Genomic DNA, 17,113 nt, shown 5'->3' with positions numbered 1-17,113 from the left:
CAATCATCCGGGACCAGAAAGCATGGCAAAACGCTTGACTTCCAAGACAGTCGCTCTGCCCTGCCGGGCGGAGGGGTGTCACACGGCACACCTTCAGCCGCAGCCTACTCCGTCGTCTTGTCGTCACCCATATCGTCGACATCGTCGAGCCGGACGAATTCAGTGCCCTTGGCTTTCAGATCGACCAGCGCCTTGGCCACCCCCTCGCCCGCCGCATGGGTCGGCTGGTTGATGTGGGAGATGACAACGTCGCCGTCTTTGGCCGAAGCGATGCGTTTTTCGGTGATCGCGGCGCCGAGCAGCGAGCCGCCGTCGCCGTTGACCGAATAACCGGCGATGCGATAGCCCATGGCGCGGATTTCGCCGATGGCGGAAAGATCATATTTGGCTGTCGATCCGCGGAACCAGTGCGGCGCCGGAATGCCCGATGCGACCATGGCCGCGGCGCCGCCCTCGACTTCCTGCTTCACCGCCTGCGGTGAGCCGGCCGAGGCGATGCCATAGATCAGCGTCGGCGTGTCGACAGCCGGAATATGGTTCTGGCCATGGTTTTCCAGTTCGAAGAGATCGGGATTCTCAAGGAAGACGGCAAGGGCGGCGGGATTATGCTTCAGCCATCGGGCGGTGACGAAGATGGTTGCCGGGATGCGTTCCCGCACCAGGGTCGAAAGGATGCGCTCGTCCGCCTGGCCCATGCAGGCATCGAAGGTGAGCGCAATGCGGGCATGGCCGGCAATATTGGAACGGGCGATATGCAGATGCGGCTCGACCAGCTTTATCTTCGGCGCCGTGGCGGGAGTGGTTGCCGCCGAGGTCTGCGCCGCTGACGGTAGTTCGTCCGCCGATGCAGCTGATATCGCGGCCAGGAGGAAGGCCGAAGCGAGCAGGATGCGATTCATGTCAGGGCTTCTACGATTTAGGTCCGTCGATTTTAGCGGGTGCAGTTGCATGGCGCCATGTGGCCCAATGTCACCGCAGCCGGAATAAATGCGGCATCAATCGTAAAGATAATATTTGTCCCACTTCTCGCGCGGCACCTTCTCCCCGATCTGGTAGTCGAGCTCGCGCACGTTGATATGCTGCGGACCGGTGATGCAATTGTAGGAGAGATGGTACCAGTCGCCTTTGCTGCGGAAGACGGCTCCGGGCGCCTGCAGCGAATTGTCGCCGGCGACCGGATCCTTGAACGTATAGGCGATCACCTTGTCGGGCTTGAAGCCGGTGCTGTCGCTGTTGATGCGGCTCATCGCCTCGGTGTCGCAGCTCTGCTCCAGCCGGGTAGAGGGATCGAGTTTTTCCAGCTGCTTCTTGATGGCCGGATCGACGGCGAAGGCGGGGGCAGCAAGGCCAAGGAGGGATACGAACAGGAGCAGACGTTTCGGCATTGCGGAGAAAATCCCTTACTGTTGTCCATTCTTCACCTTGCCCCGGGCAGCTTGCCGGGGGCTTGGCACGTGCAAATTTCGCTCAGCGATAGCGGACATTCTTAAATATTGTGGTGACATCAAGGCAGAGCCGGCAGGGCGGCCTCCCAGCCTGTGGAAGGTTATCCATGGCCTTGGCGCAGCCTTGCCGCTTGATCCCGAACCAGTGCGCCTCTATCTCTTGCCAACCCGATATCCCGATCCGGAGCCATTCCTTGTCCGTTTTTAAGAGCCTGCCGACACCGCCCGCCGCACCGAAGAAGCCCATCTCCGATACGCGCCACGGCATTACCCGCACGGACGACTATGCCTGGCTGCGCGCCGACAATTGGCAGGCGATGTTCAAGGATCCGTCGATCCTCGACCCTGAGATCCGCCGGTATCTCGAAGCCGAAAACGCCTATATGAACGCGGCGATGGAGGACACCAAGCCGCTGCAAAAGGCGCTGTTTGCCGAAATGCGCGGCCGTATCAAGGAAGACGACAGCTCGGTGCCGATGAAGGACGGCGCCTATGCCTACGGCACATTCTATGTCACCGGCGGCGAACAGCCGCGTTATTTCCGCATTGCCCGTGATGGCAACGTTGCCGACGAGACGATCCGCACCGTGTTGCTCGACGGCGACAAGGAAGCGGCCGGCAAGGCCTATTTCCGCCTCGCCGGTCTCGACCATACGAGCGACCACAGCCGCGGCATCTGGGGCTATGACGACAAGGGCTCGGAGTTCTTCACATTGAAGGTCCGCGACCTCTCCACGGGCGAAGACCTTGCGGACCGGATCGAGAATACCGGCGGCGGCGGCGTCTGGGCGCCCGACGGCAAGAGCTTCTTCTATTCGGCGCTCGATGAGAACCACCGGCCTTCGAAGGTGTTCCACCATATTGTCGGCCGGCCGCAGTCGGAAGACCGGCTGGTCTATGAGGAAGCCGATGCCGGCTTCTTCATGGGCGTCGGCGGCTCGCTGCTCGACGATGTCATCTATATCGACATTCATGACCATGAAACCAGCGAATACCGGCTGCTGTCGACCACGGACCTGACGGCCGAGCCGAAACTGGTGGCGGCGCGCGAGGAAGGCATCGAATATTCGCTGACCGAGGGCGGCGACGTCTTCTACATCCTGACCAATGACGGCGGCGCCAAGGATTTCAAGATCATGGAAGCGCCGGTGGACAATCCGGGCAAGGAGAACTGGCGCGAAGTGGTTGCCCACAAGCCCGGCACTTTGATCATCAGCCACATGGCCTATGCCCGCCATCTTCTGTGGCTGGAGCGCAAAGACGGGCTGCCGCAGATCATGATCCGCGACCGGGCGACCGGCGAGGAACATGCGATCGCCTTTGCCGAGGAAGCCTATTCGCTGGGGCTTTCGGGTGCGGCGGAATATGACACGGATATCATCCGCTTCTCCTATTCCTCGATGACGACGCCATCGCAGCTCTACGACTACAACATGGTGACGCGCGAGCGCACGCTGTTGAAGACGCAGGAAGTGCCGTCGGGCCACAATCCCGACGACTATGTCACCCGCCGCGTCTTCGCTCCGGCGTGGGACGGCGAGAAGGTGCCGGTCACCCTGCTCTATCGCAAGGACACTGCCCTCGACGGCAGCGCGCCCTGCCTGCTCTACGGCTACGGCGCCTACGGCATCACCATTCCGGCCGGTTTCAACACCAATTGCCTGTCGCTTGCCGACCGCGGCTTCGTCTATGCCATCGCCCATATCCGCGGCGGCAAGGACAAGGGTTTCGCCTGGTACGAAGACGGCAAGATGGACAAGAAGACGAATACCTTCAAGGACTTCGTCGCAGCCGCCGACTATCTGAATCAACAGAAGTTCACCTCTTACGCGAAGATTATCGCCGAAGGCGGCTCGGCCGGCGGCATGCTGATGGGTGCAATTGCCAATATGGCGCCGGAGAAATTCGCCGGCCTCATCGCCGCCGTTCCCTTCGTCGACGTGCTCAACACCATGCTGGACGATACGCTGCCGCTGACGCCGCCGGAATGGCCGGAATGGGGCAACCCGATCGACAGCAAAGAAGAATACGAACAGATCGCTGCCTATTCGCCCTATGACAATGTCGGCGCCAAAGCCTACCCGCCGATCCTGGCACTCGGCGGCCTGACCGACCCGCGCGTCACCTATTGGGAGCCGGCCAAATGGGTTGCGAAGCTGCGCGAGAAGACGACCGGCGCGGCGCCGATCCTGCTCAAGACGAATATGGACGCCGGCCACGGCGGGGCGTCGGGACGGTTCCAGCGGCTTGAGGAGATCGCGTTCGAGTATGCGTTTGCGATCAAGGTGGCGGGGAAGATGTGAGGGGTTTGGGGGTTTTGGGGGGTGCGACACGGCACACCATCCGCGGAGAAAGAAATGCCCATCTATATCGCCCTGCTCCGCGCCGTAAACGTCGGTGGCACCGCCTCGCTACCGATGGCTGAACTCAAGGCGATCTGCGAGGATCTCGGCTTCAGGGATGTGAAGACCTACATCCAGAGCGGCAATGTGCTGTTCCGCTCGGATGAGAAAGAAACGGCAGTCGAGGAAAAGCTCGACGCGGCGCTCGGCCAGAAGATGGGTAAGCGGCCGGCTGTGATGGTGCGCACCCGCAAGGAGCTTGAGGCGATTGCCGCCAAAGCTCCCTTCCCCGATGCCAAGCCGAATTTCCTGCTGGTCTACTTCCTGCCCGAAAAGGCAGCCGACGATGCGCTCGATAAAATAGTGGCGCCCGATGGCGAGGAGGCGAAGCTCGCCGGCCGGGAGATCTATGTGCATTATCCGAATGGATCCGGCCGCTCGAAACTGAAGCTGCCGGCGCTGAAAGCCGGCACCTCGCGCAATCTCAACACTGTGCGCAAGCTCGCGGAAATGGCGGCTGATATGGAGGATAAGGACTGAGTGTGAAGCGCAGAATTTGATTCAAATGACGCGCGTCAAGCCTTTGTTTCTCCAGCCACCTTCGTCCGCTTCGCCTTATAGCCGCTGATCTCCTCGCCAGCGGTCGGCGAGAAACGCAGGTTCCAGACGGTAGCGGTGATCGAGATGAGGGTGACGACGATGAAGGCGGTGGAGAAATCGCCGAGATCAGGCGTTTCGACATTGTTGAAGGCCATCGAACCGTGCAGCACCAAGGCCCCGATGCAGATGCCGAGCGACAGCATCAGCTGCTGGAAGGTCGCGTAGAAACTCGTCGCCGAACTCATCCGCTCCTTGTCGATCTCGTCATAGGCAATGGTGTTATAGGCGGTGAACTGGAACGACAGGAAGAAGGCGCTGAGCACCAGCACGACGAAGATCAGCGGCATCGGCCAATCCGGCCGGAAGGCGGCGCAGAGCGCATAGCCGACCGTGCCGAGGATGCCGTTGAGGATGAGGCTGCGGCGGAAGCCGAGCCGACTGAAGACGAATTTCGCCATCGGCTTCATGGCGAGCGAGCCGAGCGCAGTCGCGATGACGATCTGGCCGGCCGCCGCCGCCGACAGGCCGAAGCCGATCTGGAAAAGCAGCGGCAGCAGGAAGGGTTGCGCCCCTTGCGTGATGCGCGTCAGCGAACCGGCGATGACAGACGTCCCGAAGCTCGGCACCTTCATCAACGAAAAATCCATGATCGGCGACGGATGCCTTCGGGCATGCCTGAGATAGGCTATGCCGAAGAGCAGGCCGACTGATATCAGGAACATCGAGAAGGCACCCTCGCCTTCGTGGCTCGACATTTCGAAGCCGAAGAGCAGCGAGCCGAGCGAGAGCCCGGAGAGGATGAAGCCGATCGTATCGAAGGGACCGCTTGCCTTACCCTTCACCTCGTCGATGTAAATCGAGACGAAGATCATGCCGATGATGCCGATCGGCACGTTGATGTAGAAGATCCAGCGCCAGTCGAGGTAGGTGACGAAGAAGCCGCCGAGCGGCGGGCCGACGATCGGGCCGATCAGCGCCGGCACCAGCAGCCAGGACATGGCGCTGACCATATCCCTGCGCGCGACGCTGCGCATCAGCACAAGGCGCCCGACCGGCATCATCATCGCGCCGCCGACGCCCTGCAACAGCCGCGCCAGCACCAGGAAGGACAGCGTCGGCGCCAGCGCACAGAGGATGGAGCCGATCACGAAGACGGCGATTGCCGCGCGGAAGACGGTGCGGGAGCCGAAACTATCGGCCATCCGGCCGCTCGCCGGAATGAAGATCGCCAGGCTGAGGAGATAGGAGGTCAGCGCGATCGACATGGCCGGCGCACTGACGGCGAAATCGCGCGCCATGGTGGGCAGCGCGGTCGCCAGCACGGTCGCATCGATATTTTCCATCAGCATCGCACTCGCGACGATCATCGCGATCACCCGGAAATTGGGCGCGGCGCGCCGAACCATCGGCGCCTGGTAAATCTGATCCGACATCGTCCGGGATCACTCACGGTGGCGCGGCGGAGCAGGAGGCAGCAAGGCCGCGGGGGATGACATGGCAAATGCCAAGGGGAGACGATCTGCTATACGCCTGCGAACATGGCAGTGCTATGTCCTTTATGGCAATGCTGCCTTGCCGAGAGGTAAAGGCGGATCACGATTCCTTGCATCGTCCTGTTCTCCGTGAAGGGCCTTATCCCCGGTAACCCGGCTTGCGCCGCAGCCGTCCCGGCCCTACCTATGAGCCATGACCTCCGCCCTTCAGACAAACCGGCCCGGTGCCGCCTTTCCGTTCGACAACAGCTATGTCGGTTTGCCGCAGCGCTTCTTTGCGCCGCAAGTGCCGACGCCGGTGGCGGAGCCCTGGCTGATCAAGCTGAACGAGCCGCTGGCCGCCGAACTCGGGCTCGACGTCGCCGCCTTGCGCCGCGACGGTGCTGCGATCTTCTCCGGCAATCTTGTTCCCGAAGGGGCCGAACCACTGGCGATGGCCTATGCCGGACATCAGTTCGGCGGCTTCTCGCCGCAGCTCGGCGACGGGCGGGCGATCCTGCTCGGCGAGGTAGTCGACCGCAGCGGCAGACGCTTCGATATCCAGCTGAAGGGCGCCGGACCGACGCCTTTTTCGCGACGCGGCGACGGGCGGGCGGCAATCGGGCCGGTACTGCGGGAATATATCGTCAGCGAGGCGATGTTTGCGCTCGGCATTCCGGCAACGCGGGCGCTGGCGGCGGTGACGACCGGCGAACCGGTCTATCGTGAAGAGGTGCTGCCGGGCGCCGTCTTCACCCGGGTGGCTGCCAGCCATATCCGGGTCGGCACCTTCCAGTTCTTCGCGGCCAGAGGCGATACCGACGGCGTGCGGGCGCTCGCCGATTATGTCATCGACCGGCACTATCCAGCCCTGAAAGAAGCCGACAATCCCTATCTCGCCCTGTTTTCAGCCGTCTCCGAGCGCCAGGCGTCGCTGATTGCCCGCTGGCTGCATGTCGGCTTCATCCATGGGGTGATGAACACCGACAATATGACCGTCTCCGGCGAGACCATCGATTTCGGCCCCTGTGCCTTTGTGGATGCCTATGATCCGGCAACCGTCTTCTCGTCGATCGACCAGCATGGCCGCTATGCCTATGCCAACCAGCCCGGCATCGGCCAATGGAACCTGGCAAGGCTCGGCGAAACGCTGCTGCCGCTGATCGACGAAGAGCCCGATGGCGCTGTTGATAAGGCGAATGGCGTAATCCGATCCTATGGCGAACGCTTCCAGGCGCATTGGCTGGCTGGCATGCTGGGAAAAATCGGCCTTGCCGGCGAAGAGGACGGGGATCTCGAACTGGTGCAGGCATTGCTGTCGCTGATGCAGGCGCAGGGTGCGGATTTTACCCTCACCTTCCGGCGGCTGTCGGATCTTGCCGGCGACGAGACCGCAGAGCCAAGCTTTGCGGCGAGTTTTCGCGAACCGGAGGCCTGCGCGCCCTGGCTTGCGCAATGGCACGGGAGGCTGTCGCGCGATCCGCAGACGGCCGCTGAGCGCAGTATGGCCATGCGCAGTGTCAATCCGGCCTTCATCCCGCGCAATCATCGGATCGAACAAGCGATCGAGGCGGCGGTGGAAAACGGCGATTTCTCGCTGTTCGAGGCGCTGCTGACCGTGCTGGCGAAACCCTATGAGGACCAGCCGGGCTTTGCCGCCTACATGGAGCCGCCGAAGCCGAGCGAACAGGTGCTCGCGACCTTCTGCGGGACGTGAGCGGGGTTCAATACAACCGTACCGTGACGCCGGCCTGCGGCAAATGCGGCCGTTGAAAGGCATCTCCTTCGCGCTATCTGGCTGATCGGCGGGACTTTTCCGCCGATCCTCCACCCGGCTAAATCAAGCGGGAGACAGCCTTATGGCGATCGTCGTCACCTCCATCCTCTTCATCATCATCGGGCTAACCCTCGGCGGCGGCGGGCTCTACCTCGTCACGCTCGGCGGCAGCGTCTTCTATCTGTTCGCCGGGCTGATATTTCTGATCACCGCCGGGCTGCTTCTGATGCGCAAGGCGGTGGCGCTCTGGGTCTATCCGGTGCTCGTCGTCGCAGCGCTGGCCTGGGCGATATGGGAGGTGGGTTTCGACTGGTGGCAGCTCGGCCCGCGCGGCGGCATGATCATTCTGCTCGGGCTCTGGCTGCTGACGCCCTGGATCCGCCGGCCGCTCGGCTTCCGCAGCCCGACCGGCATCACCTACGGCGCCAACCCGTGGCCGCTCGCCGTGCCGGTGATTCTCGCCATCCTGGTCGCCTTCTATTCGATGACGACAGATCCGCACGATCTCGCCGGCAAACTGCCGGCCGACAAGGTCGCCGCCAATCCGGCCTTCGGCGGCAGCGTGCCGGATGGAGAATGGCACCAGTATGGCCGCACACCTTTCGGCCAGCGCTATTCGCCGCTAGATCAGATCAACGCGGAGAACGTCTCCACTCTCAAGGAAGCATGGCGATACCAGACCGGCGACGTCAAGCGGCCGGACGATGTCGGCGAGACGACCTATCAGGTGACACCGCTCAAGGTGAAGGACACGCTCTATCTCTGCACGCCGCACAATTGGGCGATCGCGCTCGACGCCAAGACCGGCAAGGAGAAATGGAAATACGACGCCAATTCGGGCATGAACCCCAACCGGCAGCATCAGACCTGCCGCGGCGTCACCTATTATGCCGATCCTGACGTCGCCGCCGGCCAGCCCTGCGCCGAACGCGTCTACCTGCCGACCTCGGACGCCCGGCTGATCGCGCTCGATGCGGCGGACGGTAAGATCTGCACCAATTTTGCCGATAAGGGCGTGCTGCATCTGGAGACCGGCATGCGCTTCAACCCGGCCGGTTATTACTATTCCACCTCGCCGCCGGTCGCGGTGGCCGGCAAGATCATCGTCGGCGGGGCGGTGAACGACAATTATTCCACCGAGGAACAATCCGGCGTCATCCGCGCCTTCGACATCAAGACCGGCGCGCTGATCTGGAACTGGGATTCCGGCAATCCCGAGGTGACGACGCCGCTCGCCGCCGGCCAGACCTACACCACAAATTCACCGAATAGCTGGTCGGTCTTCAGTGTCGACGAGGCGCTCGGCATGGTCTACATCCCGCTCGGCAACCAGGTGCCCGACCAGCTCGGCATCGGCCGCAGCGACAATGTCGAGAAATTCTCGTCCTCGATCGTCGCCCTCGATATCGCCACCGGCCAGTTGCGTTGGGTGCGCCAGACTGTGCATCACGACCTCTGGGACATGGACGTGCCGGCTCAGCCGGCGCTGATCGACCTGACGAAGCAGGATGGCAGCGTGGTTCCGGCCCTTGTCGGCCCGACCAAGCAGGGCGATCTCTATGTGCTCGACCGGCGCAGCGGTGAGCCCATCATCCCGGTCAAGGAAATCGCAGCGCCAGGCGGCGCGGTCTCCGGCGATCATACGTCGCCGACGCAGCCGATTTCCGACCTTACCTTCTCGCCCGAACCGCTGAAGGAAAAGGACATGTGGGGCGTGTCGCTGTTTGATCAGCTCGCCTGCCGCATCGACTTCCACCGCTACCACTACGAGGGCCGCTACACGCCGCCTTCGCTGAAGGGGACGATCGTCTATCCCGGCAATTTCGGCACCTTCAACTGGGGCAGTGTGGCGGTCGATCCGGAGCGGCAGATCATGTTCGGCATGCCGACCTATCTCGCCTTCACCTCGCGCCTGGTGCCGGCCGCCGACATTCCGCCGCGTGGCCAGGACGAGAAGGGCAGCGAACAGGGGCTGAACCGCAATGACGGAGCGCCCTACGGCGTCTTCATGGGGCCTTTCCTTGGGCTGTTGAAAATCCCCTGTCAGGCGCCGCCATGGGGTTATGTAGCCGGCGTCGATCTGCGCACCGGCAAGATCGCTTATATGCACAAGAACGGCACCGTGCACGACATGACGCCGCTGCCCCTGCCCTTCAAGGTCGGCGTGCCGGGCATCGGCGGACCGATGCTGACCAAGGGCGGCGTCGCCTTCCTCGGTGCTGCCGTCGACAACTATCTGAGGGCCTATGACGTGACGAACGGACGAGAGCTCTGGCAGGCGCGGCTTCCGGCCGGCGGCCAAGCGACGCCGATGACCTATACGGCCGATGACAACAAACAATATGTCGTCATGGTCGCCGGCGGCCACGGCTCGGTCGGCACCACGCCCGGCGATTATGTGATTGCGTATACGCTGCCTTGATGGGGGAAATCGTCTCACAAGCTCCAGGCGATCGCGGCATCGGCCCCGCGGATACTGGAGCTTTTCGATCGCCGGCGTTCCCTCACACTCCGTCATCATCGGGCTTGACCCGGCGATCCACGCGGTGGACTCCGAACGGAGAGACGACATCCGACGAAAACCACTCGGAAACCTCTGCGAATTTTTGAAGGTTGCCGCTTGCTCGAGTCAGGCCCATGGATGCTCGGGTCAAGCCCGAGCATGACGGAGGTTGAGGAACGCTGTCGGCAAGAGGCGGGGCGCCGGAAGCCTCTATCGCTTTGTTATCAAACAACACCCAAGGAAAGCGCTTCGCACTTGTCCCGCTTCAAACCATCTCGACAATCATCTTGCCAACCTCGGCGAACACCGGGTTGAGCTCCTTCACCGGCACGGTCGCCTCGGCGATATAGACGGCGGCGACGATTGGGCCGCGGTCGGGGGGCCAGATGACGGCGATGTCGCCGAGGGAGCCGTTCGGGCCGGTGCCGGTCTTGTCGCCGACCTTCCAATCGGCCGGCAGGCCGGCTCTCAGCCGCTCGCCGCCGGTTGTGCTTGCCACCAGCCAGGCGATCAGCCTGTCGCAAGAGGCCTCGGTGAGGATTGAGCCGAGGGTCAGGTTGCCGAGCGTGTCGAGCATTGCATCCGGGCTAGTCGTGTCGCGCGGATCGTCCTTTTTGCCCTCGTTCAGTGTCGGTTCGGTGCGGTCGAGACGGGTCGTGCCGTCGCCAATCGAGCGCAGCCAGTCGGTCAACCCCGCAGGCCCGCCGAAGCTTTCGAGCAGCAGGTTGCCGGCCGTATTGTCGCTGACCGTCACCGCCGCCTCGCAGAGTTCGGCGATGGTCATGCCATCGGCTCCTGCGTGTTTTTCGCTGAGCGGCGAATAGTCGACGAGCTTGTCCTTGCCGTAGGTCACCCGCCGGTCGAGCTTTTCCTCGCCCTTGTCGACACGAGCCAGCACGAAGCCTGCGGCCAGCGCCTTGAAGGTGCTGCACATCGGAAAGGCCTCGCTGCCGCGATAGTTGAAGGAAATGCTGGTCTCAGTGTCGAGCACCGAGACGCCGAGGCGGCCGCCGGTGCGTTTTTCCAGCGCGGCAAGGCGCTTCTCGACGTTGTCGTCGTCCTCGCGGGCCTTCTGCTCCGCCCCCTCTTGAGCATTGGCGGGAAGCGCCAGCACAGGCAGTCCCAAAGCAGGCAGGCAAAGCGCCGAGCCCATCAGCAGGCGGCGGGTAAGACTGAGATCCATGACATCCTCCGGCGAATCGGAGACCAGAGCTAAGACGCGATTGCGGCGGCATCTCGTCCTCGCGGCGACGAAGTCGTCCGCCAAGCAACTTGTTGTCCGCCGAGCGATTATGCCGCGCGCGTGACCTCGACCGTCACATGCGACAATTCCGTCAGCGCCGAAAGCCTGCCCTTGTAGAAGGCCGGCTCCCGCGCTGTCGCGGTGACGACGGCAACGATGGCGGCGTGATGGCCGGGGCCGACCTGCCAGACATGCAGATCGGTGATCCGGTCCTCCTCCGTCTCGATCGCCTCGCGGATTTCAGCCGGCAGCGTCTCGCCGTGCGGGACGACGTCGAGAAGGACGCCGCCGGAGGATTTCAGCAGGCTCCAGGACCAGTTGGCGATGACCAGCCCGCCGACGATGCCCATGACGGGATCGAGCCAGAGCCAGCCATAGAGGCTGCCGAGCGTCAGCGCCGCGATGGCGAGCACGGAGGTCATAGCATCGGCGACGACATGCAGATAGGCGGCGCGGATATTGTTGTCGCCGGGCTTTGCGTGATGATCGCGGGCGTGATGATCGTGGGTGTGACCACCATGATGGTGGTGCCCGTGGCCATGCGCGTGATGGCCATGCGCGTGACCGCCGCCGGCCAGCAGCCAGGCGCTGATCAGATTGACGGCAAGGCCGATCACCGCGACGGCAATCGCCTGGGCAAAACCGATCGGCACCGGATTTGAAAGACGCAGCCAGCTTTCCCAGGCCATCAGCAGGGCGATCAGCGCGAGGATGATGGCGCTGGCAAAACCAGCGAGATCACCGAGCTTGCCGGTGCCGAAGGTGAAACGCGGGTTGCGCGCCTGCCTGCGGGCGAAGAGATAGGCGAGTGCGGAAATCAAAAGTGCGCTGGCATGGGTCGACATGTGCCAGCCGTCGGCGACCAGCGCCATCGAGCCGTAGACCGTGCCGGCGGCGATTTCCGCCACCATCATCACCGCCGTCAGCACGATCACCAGCCAGATGCGCCGTTCGTTCACGGCATGATCGGCGCCGAGGAAGATATGATCATGTTCCAGCGCGTTCATTCCAGCCTTGTCGATCCCGGCACTCATTCCCAGGCTCCTTCATCACAGCATTCAGCGGATATAGGTTCTCAGTACTTCAGATATTTCTTCGACCGCCTGGGCCCTTGCCGCGTCGTCATCGGCATTCAGCACATGTTCGCGCAGGTGATCGTCCAGCACCTCGCCGGTCAGGCCGGTCAGGGCGCCGCGAATGGAGGCAAGCAATTGCAGGATCTCGCCGCAGGGGCGCTCCGCCTCGAGCGCCCGCTCGACGGCCTCCATCTGCCCCTTCAAACGGCTGACGCGGGCGATGAGTTTCTTTTTCTGCAGGGTGGTGTGAGACATGAGCCCTTATGTAGCATAGGGGGGTATAGTATCAAGAGGGAAAGCGGGGTCGCTGCCGATGCGCGGCGATCGGCCATTGACAAACACCGCATTTCCGACGATTGATGATCCATGATCAAAAACGCGCATCAGAGCCGCTCGTATTTTTGGCTGTACCTGTAAAGGGCGGCCGGACAGATCATATTGTCAACAAGCCGCCGTCAGGCGGCTTTGTTGTATCGGCAGCGTCCTGACGGCAGACTATCAAAGGACGCGAAGACATGACCGAAATCGAAGACAGCGAAATTTCACTGATGCGCCCATCGGTGGTGACAATCCGCGCCGCCAAGCCGCGCGACCTGCCCGAGCTCGACGCGATGATTGCCCTGCTCGCCGCCCATCATGGCGATCCTTCCGGCACAACGCCGGAGCAGCTGGAGCGCGATCTCTTCGGCCCGCTGCCCTGGATCCAGGCGCTCGTCGCCGAGACCGGCGAAGGGCTGATCGGCTACGCCATTCTCGTGCCGCTCTACAGGGCGCAGGAAGGCAAGCGCGGCATGGACCTGCATCATCTCTTCGTGCGCGACGGCCATCGCGGCCACGGCACCGGCCAGTTGCTCGTCGACCGGGCCCGCGAGACCGCGCGCAATGCCGGCTGCGGCTACCTCTCCGTCAGCGCCGCCACCGGCAACGTGCTGGCGCACCGGTTCTACGAACAGCTGGATTTCACCCCGCGTCCGGTCACCGGCATGCGCTACATGCAGTCGATCGCCTAAGCCGGTGGGTGATTTCCGCCTGCTTCATGCGCCGGCCGCGTCGCCCATTGGTGGAGCGCGGCCTTGATGAAGGCAAGAGCAGCGGCGCGCGGCGACGCCAGATCGTGGGGGTCTTCCAACCTCTCGGCGAAACGCGCCTCCATCAGCGTCATCGTCTCGTCGAACCAGCTCGCACGCACCACGTTGCGCGCGGCAAGACGGGCGTGCATGCGGTCGATGACGAGAGCGAGCTGTTCAAGGGTCGGTTTGGTCTCTAAATCTACCGCCCCGGCACGGCCTTCAGATAGGCGGCGATCGCCTCGCGGTCGGTGGCCGGCAGATGGGCTATGTTCTGCTGCACATCGACCATCGAGCCGCCGACGGAATCGAAATCGGGGGTGAAGCCGGTTTCGAGGTAGCTGGCAATATCGGCCTCGCTCCAGCCGCCAATGCTCTTGGAGGAAGGTGTGATATCGGGTATGCGGCCCTTGCCTTCCGGATTGGGCGCGCCGGCGAGCCACTGATCTGCCTGGAAGCCGCCGAGCGCATCGCGCGGCGTATGGCATTCGCCGCAATGACCGGGACCTTCGACGAGATATTGCCCGCGCTTGATCTTGTCGTCGCTGTTGGCGAGCGCCACGCGCGGCTGATCGTTGAAATAAAGGAATTTCCAGCCGCCGAGCGCCAGCCGGATGTTGAGGGGGAACGGCAACTCATGCGGTGGCGCGACGTTTGGGCTCTTCGGCAGGGTTTTTAGGAAAGCGAAGAGATCGTTGACGTCCTTGTCGCTCATGCGGGCATAGGAGCCATAGGGAAAGGACGGATAGAGATGCTCGCCGCCAGGGCCGACGCCGCGCTTCATCGCATTGCCGAACTCGGCCAGCGTCCAGGCGCCGATGCCGGCTTTTTCATCCGGCGAGATGTTCGGCACGTGGAAGGTGCCGAAAGGGCTCTTCAGCGCCAGACCGCCTGTCAGCGTCAGCTTCGCATCGCCTTCGGAACCGGGGGCTGAATGACAGCTGACACAGCCGCCCGCCCAGAACATCATCTGGCCGTTGGCCGGATCCGGCGCGCCGAGAGCTGCCCAATGGCTCTCCGGCAGCGGATCGGGCGAAGTGATGAGATAGAAGGCGCCCCCGCCGAGCACGGCGACGCCGATCAGACAGAGCAGTAACCGGATGAACCTGCGAATCATGCCCCTCCCCTTTTGGCGAAATTTCTGTGCGGAACGAGCCTGCGGCCAGCTCGCACGGGCGGAGAATAAGGCGATCCGCGCCGGCGGCAAGGCCGGCGCGGATCGCCTATCAAGTTCCAGATCAAACGGCCTATCACTCCTTGATACGATAGGCCTTGTGACAGCCCGCGCAATTGGCGCCAAGCGTGTTCATCGTCGCGCCGACGGCGGCAGGATCGGCCGGAAGCTGGGCCAGCGCGGTTTCGGCGTCAGTGGAAAGCTTGGCGGCGCGCGCCTTGAAGTCGTCCATGTTTTCCCAGATCTTCGGGCTTGCCTCTTTGTCGCCGGTCTCGGTGCCCGGCTTGAACTGGTCGGGGAAGACCTTGGCCGTTGCGGCGATCGTCGTCAGCGCCGTCTTTACTGCTTCGGCGTCATAGGGCTTCTCGCCCTTGGCGATGGCGGCCATGGCGCCCGCCGAACCGCCGATCTTCTTCATCAGCGCAATGCGCGAATCATGGGTGCCATCGGCGGCGGTCACCGAACCGAAGGCCATGCCAGCCATCGCAACGGCGGCAGCTACTGCTTTCCAATTCATATTTCCTCTCCGTTTTCTCAATTTCCCTGCATTTTCCCGCAGCCAAGGTGGCCGGCGGCCAATCTGCACCGGGAGCATGACAAAATCCACGGCGGCAGACAGTCACTTTTTGCCGGATCGTCATAAAAACAATGTGATAGACAGTCGTCTATTTTCCACATGTCGTGATCCCGGAACCGCTACACATTTCCGGGCGACATGCAGCTTTTATGCATGCCGTTGTCCCCGAACCGCCACACTTCCAGGCGACATGCAGTCGCGCTCAGGCGCTTTTCCAACCCTGCCAGAGGCTGAAGGCGGAGACCGCAACCAGCAGCAATCCTGCAAAACGGCCGATAAAGGCAGTGACGTCAGGGTTTGCGACCAGCAGGTCGCGGCTGCGGCCGGCCGTCATCGCAAGCCCGCCATAGATGGCGAACTGGGTGACGACCGTCATCGCGCCCATGATCAGGCCCTGCATCCAGACCGGGCCGTATTCGGGCTTGAGGAACTGCGGATAGACGGCGAACATGAAGATATAGGCCTTCGGATTGACCAGACAGGTGACAGCGCCCTGGCGGAAGGCGCGCCAGCCGGAGCGCGCCGTCGCCGGCCCGACCGCCTCGACGGTAATCGAGCTGCGGATCAGCGAAATGCCGATCCAGATCATATAGGCGACGCCGGCAAAGAGCAGAACGTTGAAAAGCTGCGGCAGCATGGTGACGAGCACGCCGACGCCGGCCGCACCATAGGCCGAATGCACGGCGCCGCCTGCCATGATCCCGCCTGTCGCCGCGAGCCCCCGCCTGACGCCGCCGGTCAGCGAATTGGCGAGCACGAAGAGCATATCCATGCCTGGCACGATGATGATGCCGAAGAGAAGGGTGAAGAAGAGCCAGAGGTTTTCGTGGTAGTTCATGTCAGTTACCGCCTTGTCGGTCCATGGGCTGTTTTGAAAGAGCCTGATTGATTTCAATCCGATAGGCGGCTCTATACGCAAACCCAACTGACAGTGTATTGTCAGGAGCGTAGGGATGGGAGCGGCAAAATGCGCAAGGCCTCGCGGCTTTTCGAGATCATTCAGATCCTCAGGCTCGCCAGAAAACCGATGACGGCGGCTATGATGGCCGAGACGCTCGAAGTGACGGTGCGCTCGATCTATCGCGACATCGCCGCGCTTCAGGCGATGCGGGTGCCGATCGAGGGCGGACGCGGCATCGGCTACATCATGCGGCCGGGCTTCGACCTCCCGCCGCTGATGTTCTCGATCGAGGAGATGGAGGCGATCGTGCTGTCGCTGGCGCTGCTCGAACGGACGGCGGACGAAGAACTCAAGCAGGCCGCGCGCCGGGTCAACCGGAAGATATCGGGCGCCGTGCCGGCGCCATTGCGCCAGGCGATGGACAACAAGGCGCTTTATGCCTGGGGCTCGATCGCCCAGCCGGCCGGCTTCGACCTTGCGATCGTGCGCCGGGCGATCCGTGACGAGTGCAAGCTGATGCTCGCCTACCGCGACGAGCTCGGGCGGGCGAGCGAGCGGACGATCCGGCCGATCGCGCTGATCTACTATTCGCAGACGGCAAATATCGTCGCCTGGTGCGAACTGCGCCAGGCCATCCGCAATTTCCGCAGCGACCGGGTGGAGCGCTGCGAGGAGGCCGAGGATTTCTTCAAGGGCGACGGCGATCGGTTGCGGGAATTGTGGACCAGCGGGTGGACGGAAGCACCGGCGCCAGGCTGAAGCGCGTCGCAACCCCCCATCCGCCTGCCGGCACCTTCTCCCGCTTGCGGGGCGAAGGGATCCCGCGACCTCTCCATGCCCCACCAACCTCTCGCAGGGCATGTCCCCTCTCCCCGTTTTTACGGGGAGAGGGTTAGGGTGAGGGACATCTTGCTGCCAACCCTTGGCGCACAGCCG

General features: G+C 63.0%; 16 protein-coding genes. 6 read left to right on the top strand and 10 right to left on the bottom strand.

Annotated elements, in window-relative coordinates:
• Positions 1-104: 104 nt before the first annotated feature.
• Positions 105-899: a polysaccharide deacetylase family protein gene (locus ATY29_RS22030; RefSeq protein WP_097537331.1), complete on the bottom strand. Its 795-nt coding sequence runs from the start codon at positions 897-899 to the stop codon at positions 105-107.
• Between the two features lie 96 nt (positions 900-995).
• Entirely contained in the window at positions 996-1,385 is a 390-nt protein-coding gene (locus tag ATY29_RS22025) for a DUF930 domain-containing protein (protein WP_003569446.1), read from the bottom strand.
• A gap of 254 nt (positions 1,386-1,639) precedes the next feature.
• Between ATY29_RS22025 and ATY29_RS22020 the strand changes: the two genes are divergently transcribed.
• Both ATY29_RS22020 and ATY29_RS22015 read left to right on the top strand, forming a co-directional pair.
• The gene (locus tag ATY29_RS22020; protein ID WP_025415680.1) at positions 1,640-3,748 is read left to right on the top strand and encodes a S9 family peptidase; all 2,109 of its coding nucleotides are present in this window, start codon (positions 1,640-1,642) and stop codon (positions 3,746-3,748) included.
• Positions 3,749-3,802: 54 nt separating this feature from the next.
• Complete coding sequence (locus tag ATY29_RS22015) at positions 3,803-4,327, top strand: DUF1697 domain-containing protein (RefSeq protein ID WP_025415679.1); 525 nt, start codon at positions 3,803-3,805, stop codon at positions 4,325-4,327.
• 35 nt (positions 4,328-4,362) lie between these two features.
• Here the strand turns inward: ATY29_RS22015 and ATY29_RS22010 are convergent, their stop codons facing one another.
• Positions 4,363-5,820, bottom strand: a complete 1,458-nt coding sequence (locus tag ATY29_RS22010) for an MFS transporter (RefSeq protein ID WP_097537330.1) — start codon at positions 5,818-5,820, stop codon at positions 4,363-4,365.
• A 253-nt stretch (positions 5,821-6,073) separates the two neighbouring features.
• Between ATY29_RS22010 and ATY29_RS22005 the strand changes: the two genes are divergently transcribed.
• Both ATY29_RS22005 and ATY29_RS22000 read left to right on the top strand, forming a co-directional pair.
• Entirely contained in the window at positions 6,074-7,576 is a 1,503-nt protein-coding gene (locus ATY29_RS22005; protein ID WP_097537329.1) for a protein adenylyltransferase SelO, read from the top strand.
• Between the two features lie 142 nt (positions 7,577-7,718).
• Positions 7,719-10,058 (top strand): glucose/quinate/shikimate family membrane-bound PQQ-dependent dehydrogenase, encoded by a 2,340-nt coding sequence (locus tag ATY29_RS22000; protein ID WP_097537328.1) that lies wholly within the window; start codon positions 7,719-7,721, stop codon positions 10,056-10,058.
• Between the two features lie 346 nt (positions 10,059-10,404).
• On the opposite strand, the gene bla is transcribed toward ATY29_RS22000, so the two are convergent.
• The 3 genes from bla to dmeR all read right to left on the bottom strand — a co-directional run bounded on the left by bla (position 10,405) and on the right by dmeR (position 12,713).
• Positions 10,405-11,322, bottom strand: a complete 918-nt coding sequence (gene bla / locus ATY29_RS21995) for a class A beta-lactamase (protein WP_003569459.1) — start codon at positions 11,320-11,322, stop codon at positions 10,405-10,407.
• Positions 11,323-11,429: 107 nt separating this feature from the next.
• A complete protein-coding gene (gene dmeF / locus ATY29_RS21990) occupies positions 11,430-12,416 on the bottom strand; it encodes a CDF family Co(II)/Ni(II) efflux transporter DmeF (RefSeq protein ID WP_003569461.1) in 987 nt (328 codons plus the stop codon).
• 24 nt (positions 12,417-12,440) lie between these two features.
• Positions 12,441-12,713 (bottom strand): Ni(II)/Co(II)-sensing transcriptional repressor DmeR, encoded by a 273-nt coding sequence (dmeR, locus tag ATY29_RS21985; RefSeq protein WP_003569463.1) that lies wholly within the window; start codon positions 12,711-12,713, stop codon positions 12,441-12,443.
• Positions 12,714-12,973: 260 nt separating this feature from the next.
• On the opposite strand from dmeR, the gene ATY29_RS21980 reads away from it, so the two are divergent.
• Complete coding sequence (locus tag ATY29_RS21980; protein WP_097537327.1) at positions 12,974-13,468, top strand: GNAT family N-acetyltransferase; 495 nt, start codon at positions 12,974-12,976, stop codon at positions 13,466-13,468.
• On the opposite strand, the gene ATY29_RS21975 is transcribed toward ATY29_RS21980, so the two are convergent.
• From ATY29_RS21975 to ATY29_RS21960, 4 genes are all read right to left on the bottom strand, one after another.
• Entirely contained in the window at positions 13,465-13,677 is a 213-nt protein-coding gene (locus tag ATY29_RS21975; protein ID WP_097537326.1) for a hypothetical protein, read from the bottom strand. The two genes, ATY29_RS21980 and ATY29_RS21975, sit on opposite strands and share 4 nt — an antisense overlap.
• 50 nt (positions 13,678-13,727) lie before the next feature.
• The gene (locus ATY29_RS21970; protein WP_003569469.1) at positions 13,728-14,642 is read right to left on the bottom strand and encodes a c-type cytochrome; all 915 of its coding nucleotides are present in this window, start codon (positions 14,640-14,642) and stop codon (positions 13,728-13,730) included.
• A 133-nt stretch (positions 14,643-14,775) separates the two neighbouring features.
• Positions 14,776-15,216, bottom strand: a complete 441-nt coding sequence (locus ATY29_RS21965; protein ID WP_003569471.1) for a c-type cytochrome — start codon at positions 15,214-15,216, stop codon at positions 14,776-14,778.
• A gap of 262 nt (positions 15,217-15,478) precedes the next feature.
• Positions 15,479-16,114: a LysE family translocator gene (locus tag ATY29_RS21960; protein WP_097537325.1), complete on the bottom strand. Its 636-nt coding sequence runs from the start codon at positions 16,112-16,114 to the stop codon at positions 15,479-15,481.
• Between the two features lie 129 nt (positions 16,115-16,243).
• Here ATY29_RS21960 and ATY29_RS21955 point away from each other — a divergent pair, with 129 nt between their 5' ends.
• Positions 16,244-16,936: a helix-turn-helix transcriptional regulator gene (locus tag ATY29_RS21955; protein WP_097537324.1), complete on the top strand. Its 693-nt coding sequence runs from the start codon at positions 16,244-16,246 to the stop codon at positions 16,934-16,936.
• Positions 16,937-17,113 lie beyond the last annotated feature (177 nt).

The sequence above is a fragment of the Rhizobium hidalgonense genome (assembly GCF_002914525.1).
Taxonomy (GTDB): Bacteria; Pseudomonadota; Alphaproteobacteria; order Rhizobiales; family Rhizobiaceae; genus Rhizobium; species Rhizobium hidalgonense.
Note: the sequence above shows the minus strand (reverse complement) of the source record. Positions and strands in the feature narration are given on the sequence as shown.